Origin of the sequence: Methanobrevibacter sp. (assembly GCF_017409525.1) — an archaeon.
Taxonomy (GTDB): Archaea; Methanobacteriota; Methanobacteria; order Methanobacteriales; family Methanobacteriaceae; genus Methanocatella.
In genome coordinates this window covers 1-20,233 of sequence record NZ_JAFQSO010000018.1, presented here as the reverse complement: position 1 = coordinate 20,233, position 20,233 = coordinate 1, and the positions used below count along the sequence as shown (strand labels likewise).

At 35.6% G+C, this 20,233-nt stretch carries 21 protein-coding genes and 1 rRNA gene; 15 read left to right on the top strand and 7 right to left on the bottom strand.

All coding sequences use genetic code 11. The features are described from left to right. Positions 1-10: 10 nt before the first annotated feature. Positions 11-502, bottom strand: a complete 492-nt coding sequence (locus tag IJE64_RS10130; RefSeq protein ID WP_292785456.1) for a hypothetical protein — start codon at positions 500-502, stop codon at positions 11-13. Beyond that, positions 499-885 (bottom strand): energy-converting hydrogenase A subunit A EhaA, encoded by a 387-nt coding sequence (locus IJE64_RS10125; RefSeq protein WP_292785454.1) that lies wholly within the window; start codon positions 883-885, stop codon positions 499-501. Before IJE64_RS10125 ends, IJE64_RS10130 begins: the two co-directional genes overlap by 4 nt. A gap of 262 nt (positions 886-1,147) precedes the next feature. Here IJE64_RS10125 and IJE64_RS10120 point away from each other — a divergent pair, with 262 nt between their 5' ends. Further along, complete coding sequence (locus IJE64_RS10120) at positions 1,148-1,957, top strand: CPBP family intramembrane glutamic endopeptidase (RefSeq protein WP_292785452.1); 810 nt, start codon at positions 1,148-1,150, stop codon at positions 1,955-1,957. Positions 1,958-1,970: 13 nt separating this feature from the next. Here the strand turns inward: IJE64_RS10120 and IJE64_RS10115 are convergent, their stop codons facing one another. After that, the gene (locus IJE64_RS10115) at positions 1,971-2,342 is read right to left on the bottom strand and encodes a hypothetical protein (protein WP_292785450.1); all 372 of its coding nucleotides are present in this window, start codon (positions 2,340-2,342) and stop codon (positions 1,971-1,973) included. A gap of 218 nt (positions 2,343-2,560) precedes the next feature. Between IJE64_RS10115 and IJE64_RS10110 the strand changes: the two genes are divergently transcribed. The 9 genes from IJE64_RS10110 to trxB all read left to right on the top strand — a co-directional run bounded on the left by IJE64_RS10110 (position 2,561) and on the right by trxB (position 13,836). Beyond that, complete coding sequence (locus IJE64_RS10110; protein ID WP_292785448.1) at positions 2,561-3,121, top strand: helix-turn-helix domain-containing protein; 561 nt, start codon at positions 2,561-2,563, stop codon at positions 3,119-3,121. A 20-nt stretch (positions 3,122-3,141) separates the two neighbouring features. Then, a complete protein-coding gene (locus tag IJE64_RS10105; RefSeq protein ID WP_292785446.1) occupies positions 3,142-4,812 on the top strand; it encodes an AMP-binding protein in 1,671 nt (556 codons plus the stop codon). Positions 4,813-4,821: 9 nt separating this feature from the next. Then, positions 4,822-5,106 carry a 4Fe-4S dicluster domain-containing protein gene (locus tag IJE64_RS10100; RefSeq protein ID WP_292785444.1) on the top strand — a complete coding sequence of 95 codons (285 nt, stop codon included), beginning with the start codon at positions 4,822-4,824 and terminating at the stop codon, positions 5,104-5,106. Continuing rightward, positions 5,107-6,222: a 3-methyl-2-oxobutanoate dehydrogenase subunit VorB gene (locus IJE64_RS10095; protein WP_292785442.1), complete on the top strand. Its 1,116-nt coding sequence runs from the start codon at positions 5,107-5,109 to the stop codon at positions 6,220-6,222. A gap of 12 nt (positions 6,223-6,234) precedes the next feature. Beyond that, positions 6,235-7,674 (top strand): 2-oxoacid:acceptor oxidoreductase family protein, encoded by a 1,440-nt coding sequence (locus IJE64_RS10090; protein WP_292785440.1) that lies wholly within the window; start codon positions 6,235-6,237, stop codon positions 7,672-7,674. Between the two features lie 9 nt (positions 7,675-7,683). Then, on the top strand, positions 7,684-8,994 hold the full coding sequence (gatD, locus tag IJE64_RS10085; RefSeq protein WP_292785438.1) for a Glu-tRNA(Gln) amidotransferase subunit GatD: 1,311 nt from the start codon (positions 7,684-7,686) through the stop codon (positions 8,992-8,994). A gap of 12 nt (positions 8,995-9,006) precedes the next feature. After that, on the top strand, positions 9,007-10,872 hold the full coding sequence (gene gatE, locus IJE64_RS10080; RefSeq protein WP_292785436.1) for a Glu-tRNA(Gln) amidotransferase subunit GatE: 1,866 nt from the start codon (positions 9,007-9,009) through the stop codon (positions 10,870-10,872). 265 nt (positions 10,873-11,137) lie between these two features. Then, complete coding sequence (locus IJE64_RS10075; protein ID WP_292785434.1) at positions 11,138-12,643, top strand: Ig-like domain-containing protein; 1,506 nt, start codon at positions 11,138-11,140, stop codon at positions 12,641-12,643. Between the two features lie 275 nt (positions 12,644-12,918). Next, entirely contained in the window at positions 12,919-13,836 is a 918-nt protein-coding gene (gene trxB / locus IJE64_RS10070; protein ID WP_292785432.1) for a thioredoxin-disulfide reductase, read from the top strand. On the opposite strand, the gene IJE64_RS10065 is transcribed toward trxB, so the two are convergent. Then, positions 13,833-13,979 carry a hypothetical protein gene (locus IJE64_RS10065; protein ID WP_292785430.1) on the bottom strand — a complete coding sequence of 49 codons (147 nt, stop codon included), beginning with the start codon at positions 13,977-13,979 and terminating at the stop codon, positions 13,833-13,835. The genes trxB and IJE64_RS10065 overlap by 4 nt on opposite strands. Positions 13,980-14,118: 139 nt before the next feature. Between IJE64_RS10065 and IJE64_RS10060 the strand changes: the two genes are divergently transcribed. The 5 genes from IJE64_RS10060 to IJE64_RS10040 are packed head-to-tail and all read left to right on the top strand — an operon-like array spanning position 14,119 to position 18,047. Further along, positions 14,119-14,676 (top strand): GMP synthase subunit A, encoded by a 558-nt coding sequence (locus IJE64_RS10060; protein WP_292785428.1) that lies wholly within the window; start codon positions 14,119-14,121, stop codon positions 14,674-14,676. Between the two features lie 8 nt (positions 14,677-14,684). Further along, the gene (locus tag IJE64_RS10055; protein ID WP_292785426.1) at positions 14,685-14,939 is read left to right on the top strand and encodes a hypothetical protein; all 255 of its coding nucleotides are present in this window, start codon (positions 14,685-14,687) and stop codon (positions 14,937-14,939) included. Between the two features lies 1 nt (position 14,940). Continuing rightward, complete coding sequence (guaA, locus tag IJE64_RS10050; protein ID WP_292785424.1) at positions 14,941-15,867, top strand: glutamine-hydrolyzing GMP synthase; 927 nt, start codon at positions 14,941-14,943, stop codon at positions 15,865-15,867. Positions 15,868-15,913: 46 nt separating this feature from the next. Further along, complete coding sequence (locus IJE64_RS10045) at positions 15,914-17,086, top strand: hypothetical protein (protein ID WP_292785422.1); 1,173 nt, start codon at positions 15,914-15,916, stop codon at positions 17,084-17,086. 1 nt (position 17,087) lies between these two features. Further along, positions 17,088-18,047, top strand: coding sequence for a DegT/DnrJ/EryC1/StrS family aminotransferase (locus IJE64_RS10040; protein ID WP_292785420.1), 960 nt, complete (start codon positions 17,088-17,090; stop codon positions 18,045-18,047). On the opposite strand, the gene cgi121 is transcribed toward IJE64_RS10040, so the two are convergent. The 3 genes from cgi121 to rrf form a co-directional block, all read right to left on the bottom strand. Next, entirely contained in the window at positions 18,031-18,522 is a 492-nt protein-coding gene (gene cgi121 / locus IJE64_RS10035; protein ID WP_292785418.1) for a KEOPS complex subunit Cgi121, read from the bottom strand. The genes IJE64_RS10040 and cgi121 overlap by 17 nt on opposite strands. A gap of 7 nt (positions 18,523-18,529) precedes the next feature. Further along, positions 18,530-19,999: a (R)-citramalate synthase gene (locus IJE64_RS10030; RefSeq protein ID WP_292785416.1), complete on the bottom strand. Its 1,470-nt coding sequence runs from the start codon at positions 19,997-19,999 to the stop codon at positions 18,530-18,532. 93 nt (positions 20,000-20,092) lie between these two features. Then, a 5S ribosomal RNA gene (gene rrf, locus IJE64_RS10025) occupies positions 20,093-20,210 on the bottom strand. Positions 20,211-20,233 lie beyond the last annotated feature (23 nt).

Sequence of the window (20,233 nt, the reverse complement as noted above, 5' to 3'; positions counted from 1 at the left end):
ATTATCACTCTCAAGCATGCCTATTGAATTTTTCTGCAATTTTGCCTAAAACAATTGAAGCTCTTTTATGGTCGATGCCCTGTACAGTCAATATTGCTATAACCATCCCTACAATAAACATTTCAGGAGTAAATCCAACAAATGAACAAATAAAAATAATTATAGTGGCAGTTAGGCTTCCAACAGTTCCCGCATAACCTGGATCAGCACACAATCTATTTCCCATAAATACTAAAAATGCTGCTATAATTCCACCAGGAATCCCTAAAAGCAAATATCCAATAGAAGCTATTAATGTACCAGCAGATGCGTCCGGAGAACAAACAATGTTTCCTTGGAAAAATCCGCCAGCAATATCTCCCCCTCTCTTTTCGACATTTTCACCAATAATCCTAGCTCCTCTAACACCAGGTTGCTCGGGAAGTCCGAAATATGTATCAACAATAACAAAATTCAACCAACAAAGAATTGCAGCAATTATGATACCAATTACTTCATTCATTTAATATCCTCCCCCTTACCTTCATCTAGAGGCTTTGGAAACACAAAATCAAATAAATATTTCACAAACAATGCAGATAAAATACCAATAACAATAGCCAATACAATTCCATTATACATAAAAGTGTAATTTAAAACAAGAAATATTGAAAAAACACCAACAGCTATTATCGGAGTCGGATACATTGCACTCACATCAAAAGAATACCGATATGGTTTGCTAGGTAATAATGGCATCCTTAAAAGTAATGCAACTAAAATAGAAACAATAATAGTCACAATATAAGCTAATAGAACATCAAATAAACTGAGTGTTATATTACTAAGCCCATAGAAATTACCATAAGAAGCAAAAAATATGGTATTATACACCAAATCAAACATATTATTAGACTCCTCTTTAAATAATAATTATATTATATAAAAATATATAAATGTTGTTACTTAATAATAAATATTAATAGCTAAACATAATTTAAATTAATTATTGTTGGTTTATAAAGAATAAAAATATTATAATAACAAGGAAATTTTGATTTATAAGATTACATATTGTAAAAAAGTTATTTAAGGACAGTGCTATCTTTATTCACAATAACTTATCGCAATTAGTATTACCAAAATAAAATATGGTGGGAGAGATAAAATGGATAAAAGAATACGGGACTTTAATGTCCGCCTGAGAACAATAAGATTACGTGAACTTGCAATAGCGATAATAGCTTGCTTTGCAATTACAACCATATTGTCTATGATTTTCCCATTCCTATTCGAAAATGACGATGTGTATTTCATTATACTATTGTCATTCGTTTTCTTGTTTTTCGTGTTTGAACTGAGAAACACAACAGGTCTCAGCAAAAATTTCGAAAAGTTGTTAATGCCAAATACTATGCGTGAAGTCCTATACGTATTCGCTATAAATATAATATTCGCATTTTTATTTACATGTTTAGTGTCTGGACTTGATTTGCTTTATGGATTTTATGATCCGACTTGGATTAGTGGATTTGACATTGATTCTGTTGACATTTCCGCAGGAGCATTCATTTTAAGCGCAATTGCATCAATCATATATGCGCCGGTAATGGAAGAATTAGTATTTAGAGGAGTGTTGTTCAATAGATTGAAAATTAGAATAGGCATCATTCCTGCAATGCTGCTTTCATCATTTTTATTTGGAATTGGCCATGATTTCGGTGGAATTACAAGTGCATTTTTATTTGGAATATGTATGTGCATACTATACCTGAAAACGGACAATATCCTCATCCCGATGAGTGTTCATTTTATAAACAATGTAGTTGCCACACTTCTTGAACTGACAAGTATTGATGTAATTATAGGGCAAATTCCATGGATAATTCCCGCTACGGCAATAACAATAATCGCAACAGTCTTATTAATCAAATACATTGTTGATGAAACAGGCAAAATTAAAAACAAGACACAATAAAAATTAAAAAAAGTTAGTGGAATCCGCATCCACTGCAGGTTTCACATTTTTCTTCTTCCAAAGGATCGTATTGTTTGTCCTCTTGTAAAGTTGCAGATATGAAATACTGATCCAATTCATTTTTATTTTTCAAAACAGGAGATATACCTTTAAAATCACAACGAATATCACCAGTTCCACCAATGTCAACCATGATTGGTTCGCCTAATTTGAATCTTTTAAAATAAGCTTCAATCTCGTTTATTAAAGCACCAGGCACTCTGAAATTAAAAGATAAAATATTGTTCTCCTTCATTTTTAAACCAACGTATTTCTGGTCAATTTCATAATTCAAACCCAATTGTTTTTTAAAAACTACGTTAGTACCAATTTCATTAGATGGCATTTTTATAATCTCCTCAAATATTTATAATTAAAATTATAGTTTGGAATATTTAAAGCTTTCTTATAGATGTACGAAAAATGACAATTTAAAAAATAATTTTTTATGAAATTTATAACGAATTATCACGATTTTTAATAAGGTTTATATAATTCTAAAATCAAAATTAGAATATGTTATAAATATATATTATAATATTATAAATCGATTGAAAATATAAGGTGTTTATTTTGAATGAATACAACAAAGAAATTGGAAACAGAATTAGAGAATTAAGAGAACTTTCAGATTTTACAATTAATGAAATTGCATCTGAATTAAACATTACAGAAGAAACATACATCCAATACGAAAACGGAGAAGTAGACATTCCTGCAAGCTTCTTATACGAACTAGCACATATTTTTAAAGTTGATTTAGGATTATTATTAACCGGTGAAGAAAGCAGAATGAGCATCTTTGATGTCACTCGTGCAAACAAGGGAATATCAGTTGATAGAAGTAAGGAGTACACTCACGAAAACCTATGTTCAAAATTCATTCATAAAAAAGCTGAAACATTCCTTGTTGTTGTGGATCCCAAAAAGAATCCAACACCTTCACTCAATTCACACCCAGGACAGGAATTTAACTATGTTCTTGAAGGTTCATTAAAAATATACATACACAATAACGAAATCATATTAAATGAAGGAGATTGCATCTTCTTTGATTCAGCACATAGACATGCAATGGTAGCACTTAACGATAAACCCGCTAAATTCTTAGCAGTAATCATATAATATTTACAGGAGTTAATTAAATGACATCAGTGATAGGAGATTTTGTAGAGAGAGTTGACTTTGACTCTTATGAAGATTTTTTCAATAACTTTAAGCTTAAATTTGATGATGATTTTAACTTTGGATTTGATGTAGTAGACAAATATGCAGAAATAGACCCTGATAAAATCGCATTGATATGGACAAACGATGATGAAGAACACACTTTCACATTTAAAGACATGAAAGAATATTCCAATAAAACTGTCAATTTACTTAAAAAGATAGGCATCCAAAAAGGCGACAAGGTAATGCTTACATTAAAAAATAGATACGAATGGTGGTTTTGCATGGTTGCACTGCACAAACTTGGTGCAATAGCCATTCCTGCTACACATATGTTAAAACTTCATGATATTGATTTTAGAATAAAACAAGCAGAAGTAAAAGCAATTATTACAGTAGAAGAAGATTCTTTATTGCCTGATTATGAAGAAGCTGAAAAAGAGCTTGATTGGGAGTTGCAAAAGCTTGTGATTGAAACTGATAGAGATGGTTGGATTAACTTCAATAAAGCTATTGAAGAAGAAAGCCCAGTGTATGAAAGGCCTACTGGGGATGATAATCCAATGGCTGATGAAGTATTCTTAATTTACTTTACTTCAGGAACCAGTGGACTTCCTAAAATGGTTGCACACAGGCATACTTATGCATTAGGCCATATCCCTACTGCAAAATACTGGCAAAATGTTGTAGAGGATGGAGTTCACCACACTGCATCAGATACCGGATGGGGAAAAGCCGTATGGGGAAATATTTACGGCCAATGGATTGCTGGAACTGCAATATTCATTTATGATTACGTAAGGTTTAATGGAATAAGATTACTTGAAAAAATCATAGAGCACAAGGTAGACACTTTCTGTGCTCCTCCAACAGTCTATAGATTCCTGATTAAAGAGAAAATCGAAGGTTATGACTTTTCAAATCTAAAATATGTTGCAACAGCAGGCGAACCACTTCCTCCAGAAGTATCCGAAAGATTCTATGATATTGCCGGTTTGAGAATCAAGGAAGGGTTCGGGCAAACAGAAACCACATTATCCATCGGAACATTCATCTGGTTAGACGCTAAAGTAGGGTCAATTGGTAAACCTTCCCCTCTTTACAAACTTAAATTATTAGATGAAGAGGATAATCCCGTGGAATTTGGTGATGAAGGAGAACTCTGTTTTGACGTATCTGAAGGAGTTCCTCCAGGTTTATTTAAAGAATATTATAAAGATCCTGTAAAACAGGCTGCACAATGGCATGATGGCTATTATCATTGCGGAGATACTGCATGGATGGATGAAGAAGGATACGTTCACTTTGTTGGAAGAAACGATGACATAATTAAATCTTCAGGTTATCGTATTGGACCTTATGAAGTGGAAAGTGCCGTGCTATCCCACGAAGCAGTACGTCACTGCGCAATTACCGCTTATCCTGATGAAGTTAGAGGTCAAATTGTAAAAGCAAGCATTGTTTTGCAACCTGACTTTGAACCGTCAGATTCATTAACTAAAGACATTCAGAATCATGTTAAAAGAGTTACAGCTCCTTACAAATACCCACGAATGGTTGAATATGTGGATGAACTTCCAGAAACCATCAGCGGTAAAACAAGGAGAGTTGAAATAAGAGAAAGAGATCAGAAAAAAATTAATTAGATGATATAAATGACAGAAGAGATATCTTATCCAGTTATTAATAAAGAAATTTGCAAAGGATGTATGCGATGCATAACTGGATGTCCTCAAAATGCAATATTACTTTCAGAAGACATGAACGACGCAGGATATCAATTTGCATATTATAGTGGCAACGGTTGCACTGGATGTAAAGACTGCTACTTTACATGCCCGGAACCGTTAGCACTAGAAGTACATCAATATAAAAAGATTATAAACGATTCAGTTGCTAAAATGATTAAAGCAAAAGCAGCTAATAAAGGGGGAAACTAAATGAGTAATCAAATGGTTAAAGGAAATACTGCAGTTGTCATTGGTGCAATGTATGCTGGCTGCGATTGTTTCTTTGGATACCCAATTACTCCAGCAAGTGAAATTTTGCACGAAGCTTCAAAATATTTCCCGATGGTTGGAAGAAACTTTGTACAGGCAGAAAGTGAAGAGGCATCCATCAACATGGTTTATGGTGCTTCAGGTGCTGGACACAGAGTCATGACTTCCTCTTCAGGACCTGGAATTAGCTTAATGCAAGAGGGATTCACTTTCCTTGCAGGTGCTGAATTGCCTGCAGTTATTGTGGATATCATGAGGGCAGGTCCAGGACTTGGAAATATCGGACCTGAACAAGGAGATTACAATCAAGTTGTCAAAGGCGGAGGCCATGGTAATTATAAAAACATAGTCCTCGCTCCTAACAGCGTGCAGGAAATGTGTGATTTGACCATGAAAGCGTTTGACCTTGCAGACAAATGGAGAAACCCAGTAGTTGTCCTAGCTGATGGAACTTTAGGCCAGATGGCAGAACCATTAGTGTTCCCTGAAAAGGCAATCGAACCTAAAAACGATAAGCCTTGGGCAGTAAAAGGAAATAAGGAAACTATGGAAAACCTCATCACTTCAATTTATAATGACTTTAATGAATTGGAAGATTTTAACTATAAACTTCAGGAAAAATATACTAAAATCGATGCTGAAGAAGTTATTTATGAAGAATACCAAGTTGAAGATGCAGATATTGTTTTAGTATCATACGGTATCAGCAGCAGAATCGCAAGATCAGCAGTTGACAAAAGTCGTGAAAAAGGCATAAAAGTTGGACTTTTAAGACCAATTACATTGTCACCTTTCCCAGTTGATAAAGTAAAAGAGCTTGCAGATAAAGGCGTCAGTTTCATATCTGTTGAGATGAGTAATGGACAACTGTTGGCTGATGTGCAATTTGCAGCTTTAAGAAAAGAAGACACCCACCTTGTTAACAGAATGGGTGGAAACTTAATTGAATTAAAACAGATTCTTGCTAAAATCTATGAAATAGCTGGCTTTGAAGATGAGGACATAGACTTATCCAAAAGAAGTGAGGAAAAAGCTAGTCCAAATATTATTGATTAAGGATGTGGAAAAATGAGTGAAAACATTGATAAAGATTATGAATTAAAAATACGTAGAAATCCACAATCCCTTTTAGAAGAGTATCCTAGAAAAGGAACCAATATTCAATCTACTCACTACTGTGCTGGTTGTGGACATGGAATTTTACATAAATTAATTGCTGAATGTATGGATGAACTTGGAATCCAAGAGAGATGCGTGATGATTTCCCCTGTAGGATGTTCAGTATACGCATATTTCTACTTTAACTGCGGAAACTTCCAAACAGCACACGGAAGAGCCCCTGCAGTAGCTACAGGTATTTCAAGAGCTCAAGATAATGCAATAGTAATGAGCTATCAAGGAGATGGAGATTTAGCTTCAATCGGTTTGAATGAAACCCTGCAAGCTGCAAACAGAGGGGAAAAGATTGCAGTATTTTTCGTAAACAACACAGTTTATGGAATGACCGGCGGTCAGATGGCTCCAACAACATTGATTGGAGAGAAAACCGTTACCTGCCAAACCGGCAGAGATCCTGATTATACAGGACACCCTACCCACATGTGCGAGTTAATCAACACTTTAAAAGCACCTGTATTCATTGAAAGGGTTTCCCTTGCTAATCCCCTAAAAATCAGACTCGCTAAATTTGCTATCAAACAAGCCTTAACTGTCCAAAAAGAAGGAAAAGGATATTCATTTGTTGAAGTCCTATCACCATGTCCCACTAACTTAAAACAGGATGTGGTTAGTGCACAAAAGTTCATTGAAGAGAAAATGGAAAAAGAATTCCCTGTTAAAAATTTCAGAAATGAATTATACACCAAGGAACCAGTAATAAGACCTGCCAGTGATTTTTCAACAGAATCCTTGGATAAAATCTTTAATGTAAACAGAGATGAAGGATTAGGTTATGTCGATGATGAAATGGAACCGGTGAGCATTAAAGTTTCAGGATTCGGAGGCCAGGGAGTTTTAAGTGCTGGACTTACAATAGCTCAGGCTGCCTGTGCTGAAGGAAAGCACGTTTCATGGTATCCTAGTTACGGACCAGAACAGAGAGGGGGAAAATCAAACTGTTCAGTAGTGATTTCAAATGAAACAATAGGAACCCCTGTAGTTGATGATATTGACATTCTTATAGCTTTAAACAAGCCATCCCTAGAACAATTCTCACAGGATGTGAAAGAAGGTGGAGTAATTCTCTACGATGCAAAAATCGGAGAATTCGAAACCGACAGGGATGTTAGAGTCATTGCAATGCCTTGTGTAGATATTGCAGAAGAACATGGAAATGCAAGAACTGCAAATACTGCACTCTTAGGTGCATTGACTGAATTGGGCAATGTTTTAAAGCGTGAATCTTATGAAAATGCTATTCGTGAAATGTTTGCATCCAAACCAAAAGTTATTGATGTGAACATTGAAGTTTTAGAAGCTGGAGCAGAATGGTTGAAAAACAATTCATAGTGTGATTTGATGACCTATAAAGAAAATGCTAAAAAATATATAGAAAATTACAATTTAGGTGTAGGAGACACAATTAAAATCAACAAGGAAGACATCTCTTATACTGGTATTTTACTTGACCGGCCAGAAGATGCGGATGATGGATACTTGGTTTTAAAATTATCTAGCGGTTACAATATAGGAGTGGCTATTGAAAATACCACTGCTGAGCTAGTTGAAAAAGGAGAAAAACCAAAAATTGGATTTGGCGAAACTGAAATCCCAAATGACCCATCAAAACAGAATATCTCTATCGTGTCAACTGGAGGTACAGTATCATCAGTTATCGATTATAGAACTGGAGCTGTGCATCCTGCCTTTACAGCATCAGATCTTGTAAAAGCCAATCCGGAATTATTAGATTATGCAAACTACAACGTGAAAGCATTATATAATATCCTAAGTGAAGATATGAAACCAGAATACTGGGTCAAAGCGGCAGAAGAAATAGCCAATGACATTTCAAATGGTGCTGATGGAGTTGTAATAGCCCATGGTACCGATACAATGCATTACACATCCGCTGCATTAAGTTTCATGTTAAAAACACCAGTGCCAATCATCATCACTGGAGCGCAGAGAAGTTCTGACAGACCTTCAAGTGATGCCAACATCAACTTAATCGATTCAGTGGTTGCATCCAAATCAGATATCGCAGAAGTCTGTGTTTGTATGCATGGAAGCTTAAATGATGAGTACACCTACCTGCACAAGGGAACTAAAGTAAGAAAAATGCACACATCAAGAAGAGATACTTTCAGGAGTATAAATGCCCAACCGATAGCTAAAATCCAAAACAAAAGAGTTACTGTTAATCCGAATTATGCATACACCAAACGTGGATCTCAAGAACTCGAATTGAATACTGATATTGAGGAAAAAGTAGGATTTATAAAAAGCTTCCCAGGAATATCTAATGATTACATTGAATATCACATTGACAAAGGTTATAAAGGCCTTGTCATTGAAGGAACTGGACTTGGACATGTTCCAAATGACCTTATCGACTCATTTAAAAGAGCAAGAGATGAAAATATTCCAGTCGTTATGACATCACAGTGCCTTTATGGAAGAGTTAATATGAATGTTTACTCAACCGGACGTAACATTATTGATGCTGGAGTGATTTCCGGTCTTGACATGACTCCTGAAACTGCATATGTCAAACTATGCTGGGCATTGGGTCAAAGCGATGAACGCGAAGAAGTGAATGAAATTATGCAAAAGAATATTGCAGGTGAATTTGGAGAAAAATCCTCAATTAAGGATTTCTTAAACTAAGGTGGTGCTAATATGGATTACAATGAATTAGGATTAAAGATGGGCCTTGAAATTCACCAACAATTAAATAGTGAGCACAAATTATTCTGCCCATGTAAAACAGAACTTGTTGATGATGATTATACTGAATTAGTTCAAAGAAAACTAAGACCAACCCAATCTGAGCTTGGGGAAATCGACAGAGCCGCATTGCAGGAATCCTTAAGAGGACTTAATTTCAAATATGAAAACTTTGAAAAACACACCTGTCTTGTTGAAAACGATGATGAACCACCACACAGCTTAAACGAAGAAGCTCTAGATATCTGCATTACAATAGCCTGCTTGATGAACATGCACATTGTTGATGAATTCCATACAATGAGAAAACAGGTTATTGATGGAAGTAACACTGGAGGATTTCAAAGAACAGGTATGGTTGCAACTGACGGTTACCTAGATACTCCATATGGAAGAGTCATTATTGAAAGTTTGGGTCTTGAAGAGGATGCCGCAAGAAGAATTGAAACCCAAGATGGATTTACCGAATTCAGATTGGACAGATTGGGAATTCCACTTGCAGAAATTACAACAGACCCTTCAATGCATGACCCAAAACAGGTCCGTGAAGTTGCATACATGCTCGGTCAAATTTTAAGAAGTACTAATGTAAAAAGAGGTCTTGGAACAATCAGACAAGACTTGAACATTTCCATTGCAAAGGGCGCACGTGTAGAAATAAAAGGTGTTCAGGACTTGGATTTGATGAGCGAGATTGTGGAGCGTGAAGTTCAAAGGCAACTTGTTTTGATTGACATCAAAGAAGAACTTGAAAAAAGAAACGCAGAAGTTTTAGAAGAGATCCACACCTTGGATGAATTATTCGAAGATACCCAATCCAAAATTTTGAAATCTGCTGAAACAATTAAGGCTGTAGTCTTGAAAGGTTTCAACGGTTTAATTGGTCTTGAAGTACAGCCAGGTAGAAGATTCGGTACTGAAATAGCAAGCTATGCTAAAAAACGTGGCGTTTCCGGAATTTTCCACTCAGATGAACTTCCAGCTTATGGAATAACCAAAGAAGAAGTGGATAAGGTAAACGATTTCCTAAACATTGGAGAAGATGATGCATTCATTATTGTAGCTCATGATGAGGACATAGCCATTTCAGCCTTAGAGGAAGTCAAAAGAAGAGCTAACCTAGGTTTGGAAGGTGTTGTGGAAGAGACAAGAAAAGCTCTGGATGATGGGAACACCGAATACATGAGACCTCTTCCAACTGCAAACAGGATGTATCTTGAAACCGATATTCCTCTATTTAAAATCACATCCGACAGAGTCAAACCTATTGCAAACAATTTGCCTGAATTGCCTGATGTAAAACAGGCCAGAATCATCGAAGAGTACAAATTAAGTGAGGATTTGGCAACACAACTTGTCAAAAGGCAAGAAGCCGACATGTTCGAAGACATATTGAAAGAAGTTGACGTGGATGCCACACCGGTTGCTTCACTTCTTGCATACGACCTAAGAGAAATCAAAAGGGAAGGTCATGACGTTAATGTTTTAACATTAGACCGCTTTAAAGGCATCTTTACTCTTTTAGCAGAGGGCAAAATAGCAAAGGATAGCGTAAGAAAACTTGCAGTGGAAACTATTAAAACACCAGATGTTGAAATAGCCGAAATTGCCGAGAAAAACAACTTAACCATGCTTAGCCAGGATGATGTGGCTAAAATCATTGCCGAAATTGTTGCGAACAATGAGGGAATGGTTAAAGAACGTCAAATGGGTGCAATGGGTCCTTTAATGGGAATGTGCATGAAGCAGCTTAAAGGAAAAGCCGATGGTGGCATGGTTAACAAAATCGTTCGTGAAGAAATTCAAAAATTAATTTAAGGAAACTCATAGGAGTTTCCAAAAAACTCTTTTTTTAAAATCTGATTTTTCAATTCTCCAACATGAAAAATTTAAAAATATCAGAAATATATCATAAAGACCACTTTGAATATGATTATGAATTAGATGCATTCAAATGCCCAAAAAACAATTCTACCAAAATTTAATTTTGGCGGACACTCTTAAAATACTTATACTTTAATATTTATACTATAATCATCGAAAAATTATTTTTCATGTTTAAAATATTTAGGGGAAATGAAAAATGTTAAACAAAAAATATGTATATATACTAATGTTATTTATAATTAGTATTTTCGCTATTTCATCAGCAAGTGCGGAAAACGTTACGGATGTCGTGGCGACGGATGATGCTGGGGATATAGAAAGCATTTCTGATGACTTAAGCAATATAATCAAGAGTAATGACGATATAGCTGCCGATGAAGACGACGTAAACGAGGAAGTTCTGGCAATTCCTCAGGATGATGATGTGCTCTCCATTGACGCACCTTTCAGGTCTTACAACGTTGATTTGAATGACAATGGCTATACAATTTCAGGAACAAACGGCGGAACCATCACCTATTATTTAAGCCCCTGCCAGACAATGGGCGTTAATGGATATAATTTCTATTTTGCCTTCTTCCAGATTGATGAAAAGGGGAACCTGCAACTGATTAAAAAAACAGCCCTCATTTCAAGCTACAGCGACAAAACCGTCGGAAATCACAACTATAAAATTGCGGCAAAATTCCTCACACCTGGATCATATATTATGGTTGCAGCGAATAATGATGATGACGGCAATATTCTGGACAGGGCTGTTCTGAAGGTTAAAGGAACAGCGACAATCACCGCAAGCGACTATAATTCAAAGTATAATTCCGGAGCTGTGATGACTGTCAAATTCACAGACAAGGACACCAAAGCGCCGCTCAAATACATCCAGACCAAAGTCACATTTTCCAACGGCGAAACCTATTATCCCATAACTGATGCCCAAGGTCAAATCTCATTCGTACCGCCTGTGGGTGCAGGAACACACTCCGTTACATTTTCTTCAAATTTTGACCATATAAGTGCTGCTGCGGTTAAAAAATCAATTGTCATTCAAAAGGCGCCGGTAACCGTTCAGGCCGCTAAAGTGGTCGGTTACAAAGGTACAGAAACAGTTTTAAAAGCAACCGTTCAAAGCGAAGGGAAAAACGTGAATGAAGGTACCGTGACATTCAAGATAGGCAGTAAAAAACTGACTGCAAATGTCAAAGATGGAGTTGCCAAAGTATCAATTAAACTGTACAATGTCAAAACTTTCAAATACAGTGCAACATTCAATGGAGCCAACTATCAAAGCCCGGCCAAATCCGTTTCAACTGCAAAAATCAATAAAAGGGATGAGACCAAAATAATCGTCAAAGACCAGGTGGTTTACAGAGGTTCCAACAAGGCATTTTATGTTGTGGTTAAAACCAAAGCGGGAAAACCTGTTACAAGCGGTAAAGTGAAAATCATTGATACGGTTAAAGTAAACAAAAATGGAAAGGCCAAGTTTTATGCAGGCACTATTGACACATACATCAAACAGGTGGGAAATACAGTCTATTTCAAAAAGTCAGTGACCAAAAAATACAAGGTCCAATATAAACCTACCTCAAATGCATATCTGCCGTCCACTACAACAATGAAAATTACCGTTAAATACAAATGTACCGCATGCGGCAGTACAAAAAGTCACTCCCATAACGGAATGACATTTATAGTAAAATAACATTTGATTAAGAGGTTAATCCCTCTTAATATTCACTTTTTTTACATTTGCTCAGATGAGTAAAAGATTTAAACTAATAATATTTACATAGATATTTTAGTGATTAACTTGAATGATGAAAATAATTTGATAACACCATACAAACAATCTAAAAGTCATTGCCCAAAACACATCGACATATTCATCCATTGAATCTATTAACATTTCATTCAATAATTTTAAATCTTAATTAGACAATAAATAATTCTAACTACAGAATTTCTTGAGGAGTGCAAATGGAAAAGTATGACATCATTATTATAGGAGCAGGCCCGGGCGGTTTAACTGCTGGAATTTATGCAGGAAGACAAGGAACAAAAAATTTAATAATTGACAAAGACCTGGCTGGGGGAATCGGACGTGAAGTTCCGGAAATGGAAAACTATCCTGGCTTTGAAAGCATTTCAGGTTTGGAATTGATTGAAAAAATGAAAACACAAGCCATCAAAAACTGTGATCTGCACGAAATGGAAGAGGTAACTGAAATAACAAAAACCCACGAAGAATACAGATTCACAGTTAAAACCACCAAAGACACATACCAATCCAAAAGCATAATTTTGGCGACCGGAAGCTCACATCAACATCTAAACGTGAAAGGCGAAGAGGACTTCAAAGGCAAAGGAGTCAGCTATTGTGCAACTTGCGACGGATTTTTCTTTGCTGGAAGAGATGTCATAATGGTGGGCGGAGGAAACAGCGCCCTTCAGGAAGCGATTTATCTTAAAAACTTGGGTGCGAATGTGACTGTGGTTCACAGAAGGGACGAATTCAGAGCCCAAAAACACCTGCAGGACATGATTGAAAAAGAAGGCATTGGCACAATTCTCAACGCAACAGTTGAAGAAATCAAAGGTGAAATGCTTGTCGAGTCCGTGATCATTAAAGATACAAAAACAGGTGAAGTCAAAGAAGTTCCTACAAATGGCGTTTTCATAAGCGTCGGATACATCCCACATACTGAACTTGCAAAACAACTGGAAGTCGACCTGGACGAAACCGGCCATATAATCACGGATAAAAATCAAAAAACTAATATCGACTATGTTTATGCAATTGGTGATGTGTGTGTTGGTTTAAAGCAGTGGGTTGTAGCATGCGGAGAAGGTGCAGTTGCCGCAACTTCAGCATACCTCGATTTAAAAGAAAATTAATCGTAACGTTCTTTCAAGAACATGTAAATGAAAAATGCGATAATCAAAACTACAATAACCGGCAATAACCACATGAATACCTTCAATACTAATACGGCTATTAAAATAGCAACTATAATAAATATTAAATCTTGTAATTCCATGTACATCACATTTATATCATATCCTATATAAACCTTAAGGAAATTGCAAGTAACTTTACTATTTTTTTAACAATTATAAGATAACTATAATAAATAAAAAAACCAAAAATAATATCATTATATTTTCATGGAGTATAAAATGACAATATTAGTTATAAATAATAAGGGACAGTATAATCATAGGATTGCAAGAAGTTTACAATATCTTAAAATACCATCCAAATTAGTTTCAAACACTTTGACAATTGAAGAAATTGAAGCTGAAAATCCAGTCGGATTGATATTGGGTGGAGGACCTTCACTGGAAGGTGCAGGCAATAGTGAAGAGTATATTAAGCACTTTGACCTGCCAATTTTAGGAATTTGTCTTGGACACCAACTAATTGCAAAGGCATATGGCGGACAAGTAACCACTTCAGATACTGAAAGTTATGCTCAAGTGAAAATTAATATCAATAACGATGAAAACTTATTTGAAGGATTAGCACCTGAAATGGATGTTTGGTCTTCCCATAAAGATGAAGTGAAAACAATCCCTGAAGATTTCGAAATCTTAGCTAGTTCTAACTTATGTGACGTTGAATCCTTTAAACATAAAGATAAAGATGTTTATGGAATCCAATTCCATCCCGAAGTACATCACACTCCAAAAGGATCAACAATTTTTGAAAACTTTTATAAAATTTGTCAAAAATAGGTGTAATAATGATTGATAATGCCGAAGATTTAGCAACCAAAGCACAAGACAACAAAGCTGGATTAAAAAGAAAATATGTTAACATACCAATCGGTGATGAAGAATACGGATTTAGAATATCTGGAATAGGAGGAAAATCCGTAAAACTCGAAAAATTTGTTAAATATGATGACATCATAGAAGCTATTGAATCTGGAAATGACAATGGTCTTGAAGCTATGATTAAACAAATTATTGAAGATTATGAAGAAGACGAGGAATAAAATGTTAGGTCCAAAAGAATTTATTGAAGATGCAATTCAAAAAATCAAAGATCAAATCGGTGATGAAAAAGCTATTATTGCATTATCTGGAGGAGTAGACAGTTCCGTATGTTCAGTGCTCGTGCAAGAAGCTATTGGAGATAATTTAACTGCTGTTTTTGTAGATCATGGCCTTTTAAGAGAAGGTGAAGTTGAACAGGTAACCAACACCTTTAAAGACAGATTGAACTTCAAATTCGTGGACGCCTCTGATGAATTTATGGATGCGCTTGCAGGCGTTGACGACCCTGAAGAAAAAAGAAAAATCATCGGAAAAGTGTTCATTGACGTGTTCGAAAGAGAAGCAATAAAATCAGATGCTAAATTCTTAGTTCAAGGAACTATTGCACCTGACTGGATTGAAACCAAAGGTGAAATCAAATCACACCACAACTTGGCTCTTCCAAGCGGAATGGAATTGGAACTCTGCGAACCGATTCGCGATTTATACAAAGACGAAGTAAGGGAAATCGGTGACGAATTGGGCCTTCCAAAAACAACAGTATACAGACAACCTTTCCCAGGACCTGGCCTTGGAGTGCGTGTTGTTGGAGCACTTACAAGAGAAAATGTTGAAATCTGCAGAAAAGCAAACAAAATCGTTTGCGATGAAGTTGAAGCCGCAGGAATTGACGAGGAAGTATGGCAATACTTTGCAGTGCTGACCGATACAAAAGTTACAGGCGTTAAAGGAGACCAAAGAGACTTTGGATACTTGGTTGTAGTTAGAATCGTGAATTCCATTGATGCGATGACCGCATCTGTAGCGGAACTTCCTTGGGAAGTTGTCCAAACCATTTCCAAAAGGATTACTTCCGAAATTTCTGAAGTTACTCACGTTGCACTATCCATTAGTGACAAACCACCAGCAACCATCGAATTCTGTTAAATACTATTTTTAATTAATAGTATTTATTTTTACTTTTTTTAAAACCATGAAAACAACTAAAAACGCATATCTTGCAAAATTAACAGAACAAATTCAAATGAAATCTGTTAAAGTTGGGAAAAACCTGGAAGGAACAACTCCACCATCAGTTTTTATTGGAAGATGGTCCTATCCAAAAGTTTATGCAGGACCCATGATGAGTTCCCAAATGGGAGACACATATATCATGGACTCTCCAGAATCATGGATTGGGCAAAATAAATCCCAAGAGGAAATCATCAACTATAGAATGAACCTTGTAAGGGGAAAACAGCTTATAAAAATTGATGATTTGGAAAACCCTTTTGTTGAAAAACTCCAGGACATATCCCTTGCATCAAAATCAATAGATAGTGAAGCCACCTTTGGAAAGCGTCCGACAGGATCTTTGCTTACAGAAGACAGCATGCCCCATGGCCCCAGTGCCGTCATTGAAAAATTTGACATTGATGCTGTGAGATGGGACAAACAGCTCGAAAAGACTTTCTATGATACTGATTTAAAGGCAACAGAAGCTGTCCTAAACCTTCACAACAAGGACGTTCCATTCTCAGCCATGCAAAAAGCATTTTCAGTTGGAGCCATTGGAACAAAAAACAAGAGAAAATTAGTGCCAACACGTTGGTCCATCACAGCATGCGATTCCACATTGGCAGATGAATTTTTAAAAGAAGTGAGAAAATTTGAAAGACTGGACACCTATAGACTATTCGAATTTGGAGCGCTTAAAAATTATTATATAATCATATTGACACCAACTGAATGGCAATATGAATGGTATGAAGCATTTATCAGATTAATGAAAAATGAAGAGTTGATATTTTCAGATTATGAAACCAATGGAGGTAAAAAAGAATACTCAAGAGTTGGCGGATGCTATTATACTGCAAAAATGGCAGTTCTTGATTACCTTTTAAAAATCAAAAAACAATCTGGCTTGATTATATTAAGAGAAGCATACGACGGATATGTCCCATTAGGCGTTTTTAATGTAAGGGAAAATATTAAAGAAGCTATGATGAGACCTTACTTGGAATTTGAAACCTTGGAAGACTGTTTAAAGTATTCCGGAGAAAAATTAAAAATACCTATAAACAGATATGTAAAACAGGGCACCCTGCTAAATGAAATGCTTCACACAAAACAAACTACACTCGACATGTACTTTAAAAGTGAATAATATGTTTAAATTTAAAACCCCTTCAAAAGAAACTCGAAAAATAATGTCTGAAGTTGCACTGGGAAATATTGAAGATGATTTTGAAAGCAAATGCCATGACAAAATCAAAAATTTAACATCACATGAATTCGTGAAAATAACTTCCAGCGGCAATAACAGCATTTTTGTTGCGCTGTCTGCAATTGAAGGCGATATCATAGTACCGGATCAAGGGGGATGGCATGGTTTCAAGCAAATTGCCAAATTTCTAAATAAAAACATCATAACACTTAAAACCGATTTGGGAATAATAAATCCGAAAGATTTAGATGATCTTGAAATAAATGAAAACTCCGCATTGATATTTACAAGCTTTGCAGGATACAGTGGTGAGCAAGACACAAAAAACATTTCAAAATATTGTAAGAACAATGGCATCATATCCATTGAAGATGCATCTGCCGGAATTGGAGATAAAAAACATGAACTTGGAAACGGCAAATACTCAGACATCATTCTTGCATCAACTGGTTCGCCAAAAATGATTAATGTTGGAAGTGGAGGATTTATCAGCACAAATATTGAAGAGATTTTTAATGACAATCCTATGCCTCAAAAATTAAGCAAAACTAATGAAATTGTATGTAGTGGTATATGTAGTGAGCTTGATAATGTTGAAAAAAATCTTGAAGTTACATTAAATGCAACAGAGCATCTAAGAAAACACATCACCAACACCATCCATGGTAAAAAAAGAGGAGTGAATATAATTATTCCACATGCCAATGCAAAAGAAATTTCATGGAAGTTAAAAAAGGCACTGCCAATCGACAAAAGCGGATTCATAACCACATGCCCCAATTATAATCGCGTAAAACAGAAGGCAATTTCTGTTGAAATAAAAAATCTTGATTATGGTTGCCTCAAAAAAGAATATTTGGATAAGATAATAGAAGAGTTAAAAATTAATAATCTACAGTGAGTCTTGTAATTCTGTCGATTATGATATCCTCCAAAGACATGTTTTCAGCTTCAATGTCACTTATTTTATAGATTTCCATCAATTTTTCATCATCACTAATTAAAACACTATCATCTAAAGTAAATATTGAAGACAACTCGGAGGTGTAGTCGTTGCAATTAATTAAAACAGCACAAAGGTTCATATTACCTTCCTTAAGGCCTAAAATATCAAATGCCTTTGAAATTTGCCTTTGAGCGGAACATCTAAGTACTATCTCAACACTGATATCCTTTGCTAGGTTTTCACCACGCCCAAAAGCAAGAAATGCCTGATTAACACCATGGACAACATGACTCTTGCCGGCTATTGCATCAGCATTTAGAAGTTGGATGATTTCCCCATCCTCTTTAATATTATCAATCTGGCTTAAAGTTTCACCAACTGAACTAACAGTTGCATTAAAACCCAAGATTTTTAAATTATCTATCTCCATGATAACACTAATCCCTAAGTAACCTATTGACACCCGCAATATATGCTTTAACACTAGCATTGATAATATCAGCTTCAGTACCGCGAGCAGATACGACCTTATCTGCCTTTTGGAGCTTAATAATTACATCAATGAATGCATCAGTACCTCCAGTGATAGAATCAACGTGATATTCAATCAGATCTATATCTTTAAAAATATCTAAAGATTTAATTGCATTGATTGCTGCATCAACAGGACCTAATCCGACGCCAGCATTAAGAATCTGTTCATCATCAACAGTTATCTTAACAGATGCTGTAGGCATCACTTTATTGCCGGACACTATTGTAACCTCATCAAGCTTAATCCTGTCCTCATGATTTATTTCTAAAACATTATCGGCAATAACCTGCAAATCAACATCAGTGACAGTTTTCCCTTTATCCGCTAAAACTTTAATATTGTCGCAGATTTGTTTTAATTGATTATCGTCAACATTCAAACCCAACTCTTTTAATCTATTATTTAAACCATGAGTCCCCATATGTTTTCCAATGATAAATTTACGTTTTCTTCCAACAAGTTCAGGAGTCATAGGTTCATAAGTGGCAGAATTTTTAATAATTCCATCTGAATGAATTCCAGATTCATGAGCAAAAGCATTTTCCCCGACTATTGCCTTGTTTGGCTGAATATATACCCCAGTTAATCTGGCAACCAACTTAGACATGTCATAAATTTCATTGATTTTGATATTAGTTGAAAACTGAGGGAACAATCTGTCAATGCTAGCAACACATTCCTCAAATGATGTATTGCCCGCTCTCTCACCAATGCCGTTAATGGTGGTGTGAATTTCTGTTGCGCCGCCTTTAAGTGCAGATAGTGTATTTGCAACAGCAAGTCCAAAATCATTGTGACAATGGCAAGCTATTGGAACTTCAATACCACTTAATTTATTAAATAACTCAAAAGACAAATCAGGTGTCAAAATACCAACAGTATCACATACGCATATCCTATCTACACCATGATCTATAGCATTATCATAAACTAACTTTAAAAAATCAATATCACTTCTTGAAGCGTCCTCGGCAGATAATTCAACTTTCAAATCATGGTCCTTACAGTAGTCTAGAGCATCATTAGATAAGTCCAAAAGCTCCTCTCTAGTGACTTTTAATTTCTCAGCAATATGTAAATCAGAAGTTGGTACAACTAAATTAATAGCATCTACATTACAATCAATACAATAATCGATATCCCCCTTCAACGGTCTTGAAAAACTTAAAATTTCAGCATTGAAACCTTGACTAGTAATCTCTTTAATAGACTCTCTTTCACCTTCGGAAGTAATAGCAGAACCTGCTTCTATAAAATCTACTCCAATTTCATCTAATTTAGTAGCAATTCTAAATTTTTCACTAGTAGTTAAAGAAACACCAGGAGTTTGTTCCCCATCGCGCAAAGTAGTATCTAATATTTGGATATTCAAAAAATCACCTAAAATTGTGCAATATCGGTATTAAGTTAAGTAAAGATAATCAAAAAACAAGAAAAGAAGTAATTAAATAATTGTAATAGAGAAAGCTTGCAGCGAAATGAAATTCCCATAGAAAACCATAGTACACAAACAAAACACAAAAGGACTTCACTACTGGGATCGAAACGAGACCAGGTATAACCCCCATGCTATGACCGCAATACTCATTATAATTATGAAAATGAT

Coding starts and splice junctions, on each gene's coding strand:
- IJE64_RS10130 (WP_292785456.1), bottom strand. CDS start 502: ATGAATGAAGTAATTGGTATCATAATTGCTGCAATTCTTTGTTGGTTG.
- IJE64_RS10125 (WP_292785454.1), bottom strand. CDS start 885: ATGTTTGATTTGGTGTATAATACCATATTTTTTGCTTCTTATGGTAAT.
- IJE64_RS10120 (WP_292785452.1), top strand. CDS start 1,148: ATGGATAAAAGAATACGGGACTTTAATGTCCGCCTGAGAACAATAAGA.
- IJE64_RS10115 (WP_292785450.1), bottom strand. CDS start 2,342: ATGCCATCTAATGAAATTGGTACTAACGTAGTTTTTAAAAAACAATTG.
- IJE64_RS10105 (WP_292785446.1), top strand. CDS start 3,142: ATGACATCAGTGATAGGAGATTTTGTAGAGAGAGTTGACTTTGACTCT.
- IJE64_RS10100 (WP_292785444.1), top strand. CDS start 4,822: ATGACAGAAGAGATATCTTATCCAGTTATTAATAAAGAAATTTGCAAA.
- IJE64_RS10095 (WP_292785442.1), top strand. CDS start 5,107: ATGAGTAATCAAATGGTTAAAGGAAATACTGCAGTTGTCATTGGTGCA.
- IJE64_RS10090 (WP_292785440.1), top strand. CDS start 6,235: ATGAGTGAAAACATTGATAAAGATTATGAATTAAAAATACGTAGAAAT.
- gatD (WP_292785438.1), top strand. CDS start 7,684: ATGACCTATAAAGAAAATGCTAAAAAATATATAGAAAATTACAATTTA.
- gatE (WP_292785436.1), top strand. CDS start 9,007: ATGGATTACAATGAATTAGGATTAAAGATGGGCCTTGAAATTCACCAA.
- IJE64_RS10075 (WP_292785434.1), top strand. CDS start 11,138: ATGTTAAACAAAAAATATGTATATATACTAATGTTATTTATAATTAGT.
- trxB (WP_292785432.1), top strand. CDS start 12,919: ATGGAAAAGTATGACATCATTATTATAGGAGCAGGCCCGGGCGGTTTA.
- IJE64_RS10065 (WP_292785430.1), bottom strand. CDS start 13,979: ATGGAATTACAAGATTTAATATTTATTATAGTTGCTATTTTAATAGCC.
- IJE64_RS10060 (WP_292785428.1), top strand. CDS start 14,119: ATGACAATATTAGTTATAAATAATAAGGGACAGTATAATCATAGGATT.
- IJE64_RS10055 (WP_292785426.1), top strand. CDS start 14,685: ATGATTGATAATGCCGAAGATTTAGCAACCAAAGCACAAGACAACAAA.
- guaA (WP_292785424.1), top strand. CDS start 14,941: ATGTTAGGTCCAAAAGAATTTATTGAAGATGCAATTCAAAAAATCAAA.
- IJE64_RS10045 (WP_292785422.1), top strand. CDS start 15,914: ATGAAAACAACTAAAAACGCATATCTTGCAAAATTAACAGAACAAATT.
- IJE64_RS10040 (WP_292785420.1), top strand. CDS start 17,088: ATGTTTAAATTTAAAACCCCTTCAAAAGAAACTCGAAAAATAATGTCT.
- cgi121 (WP_292785418.1), bottom strand. CDS start 18,522: ATGGAGATAGATAATTTAAAAATCTTGGGTTTTAATGCAACTGTTAGT.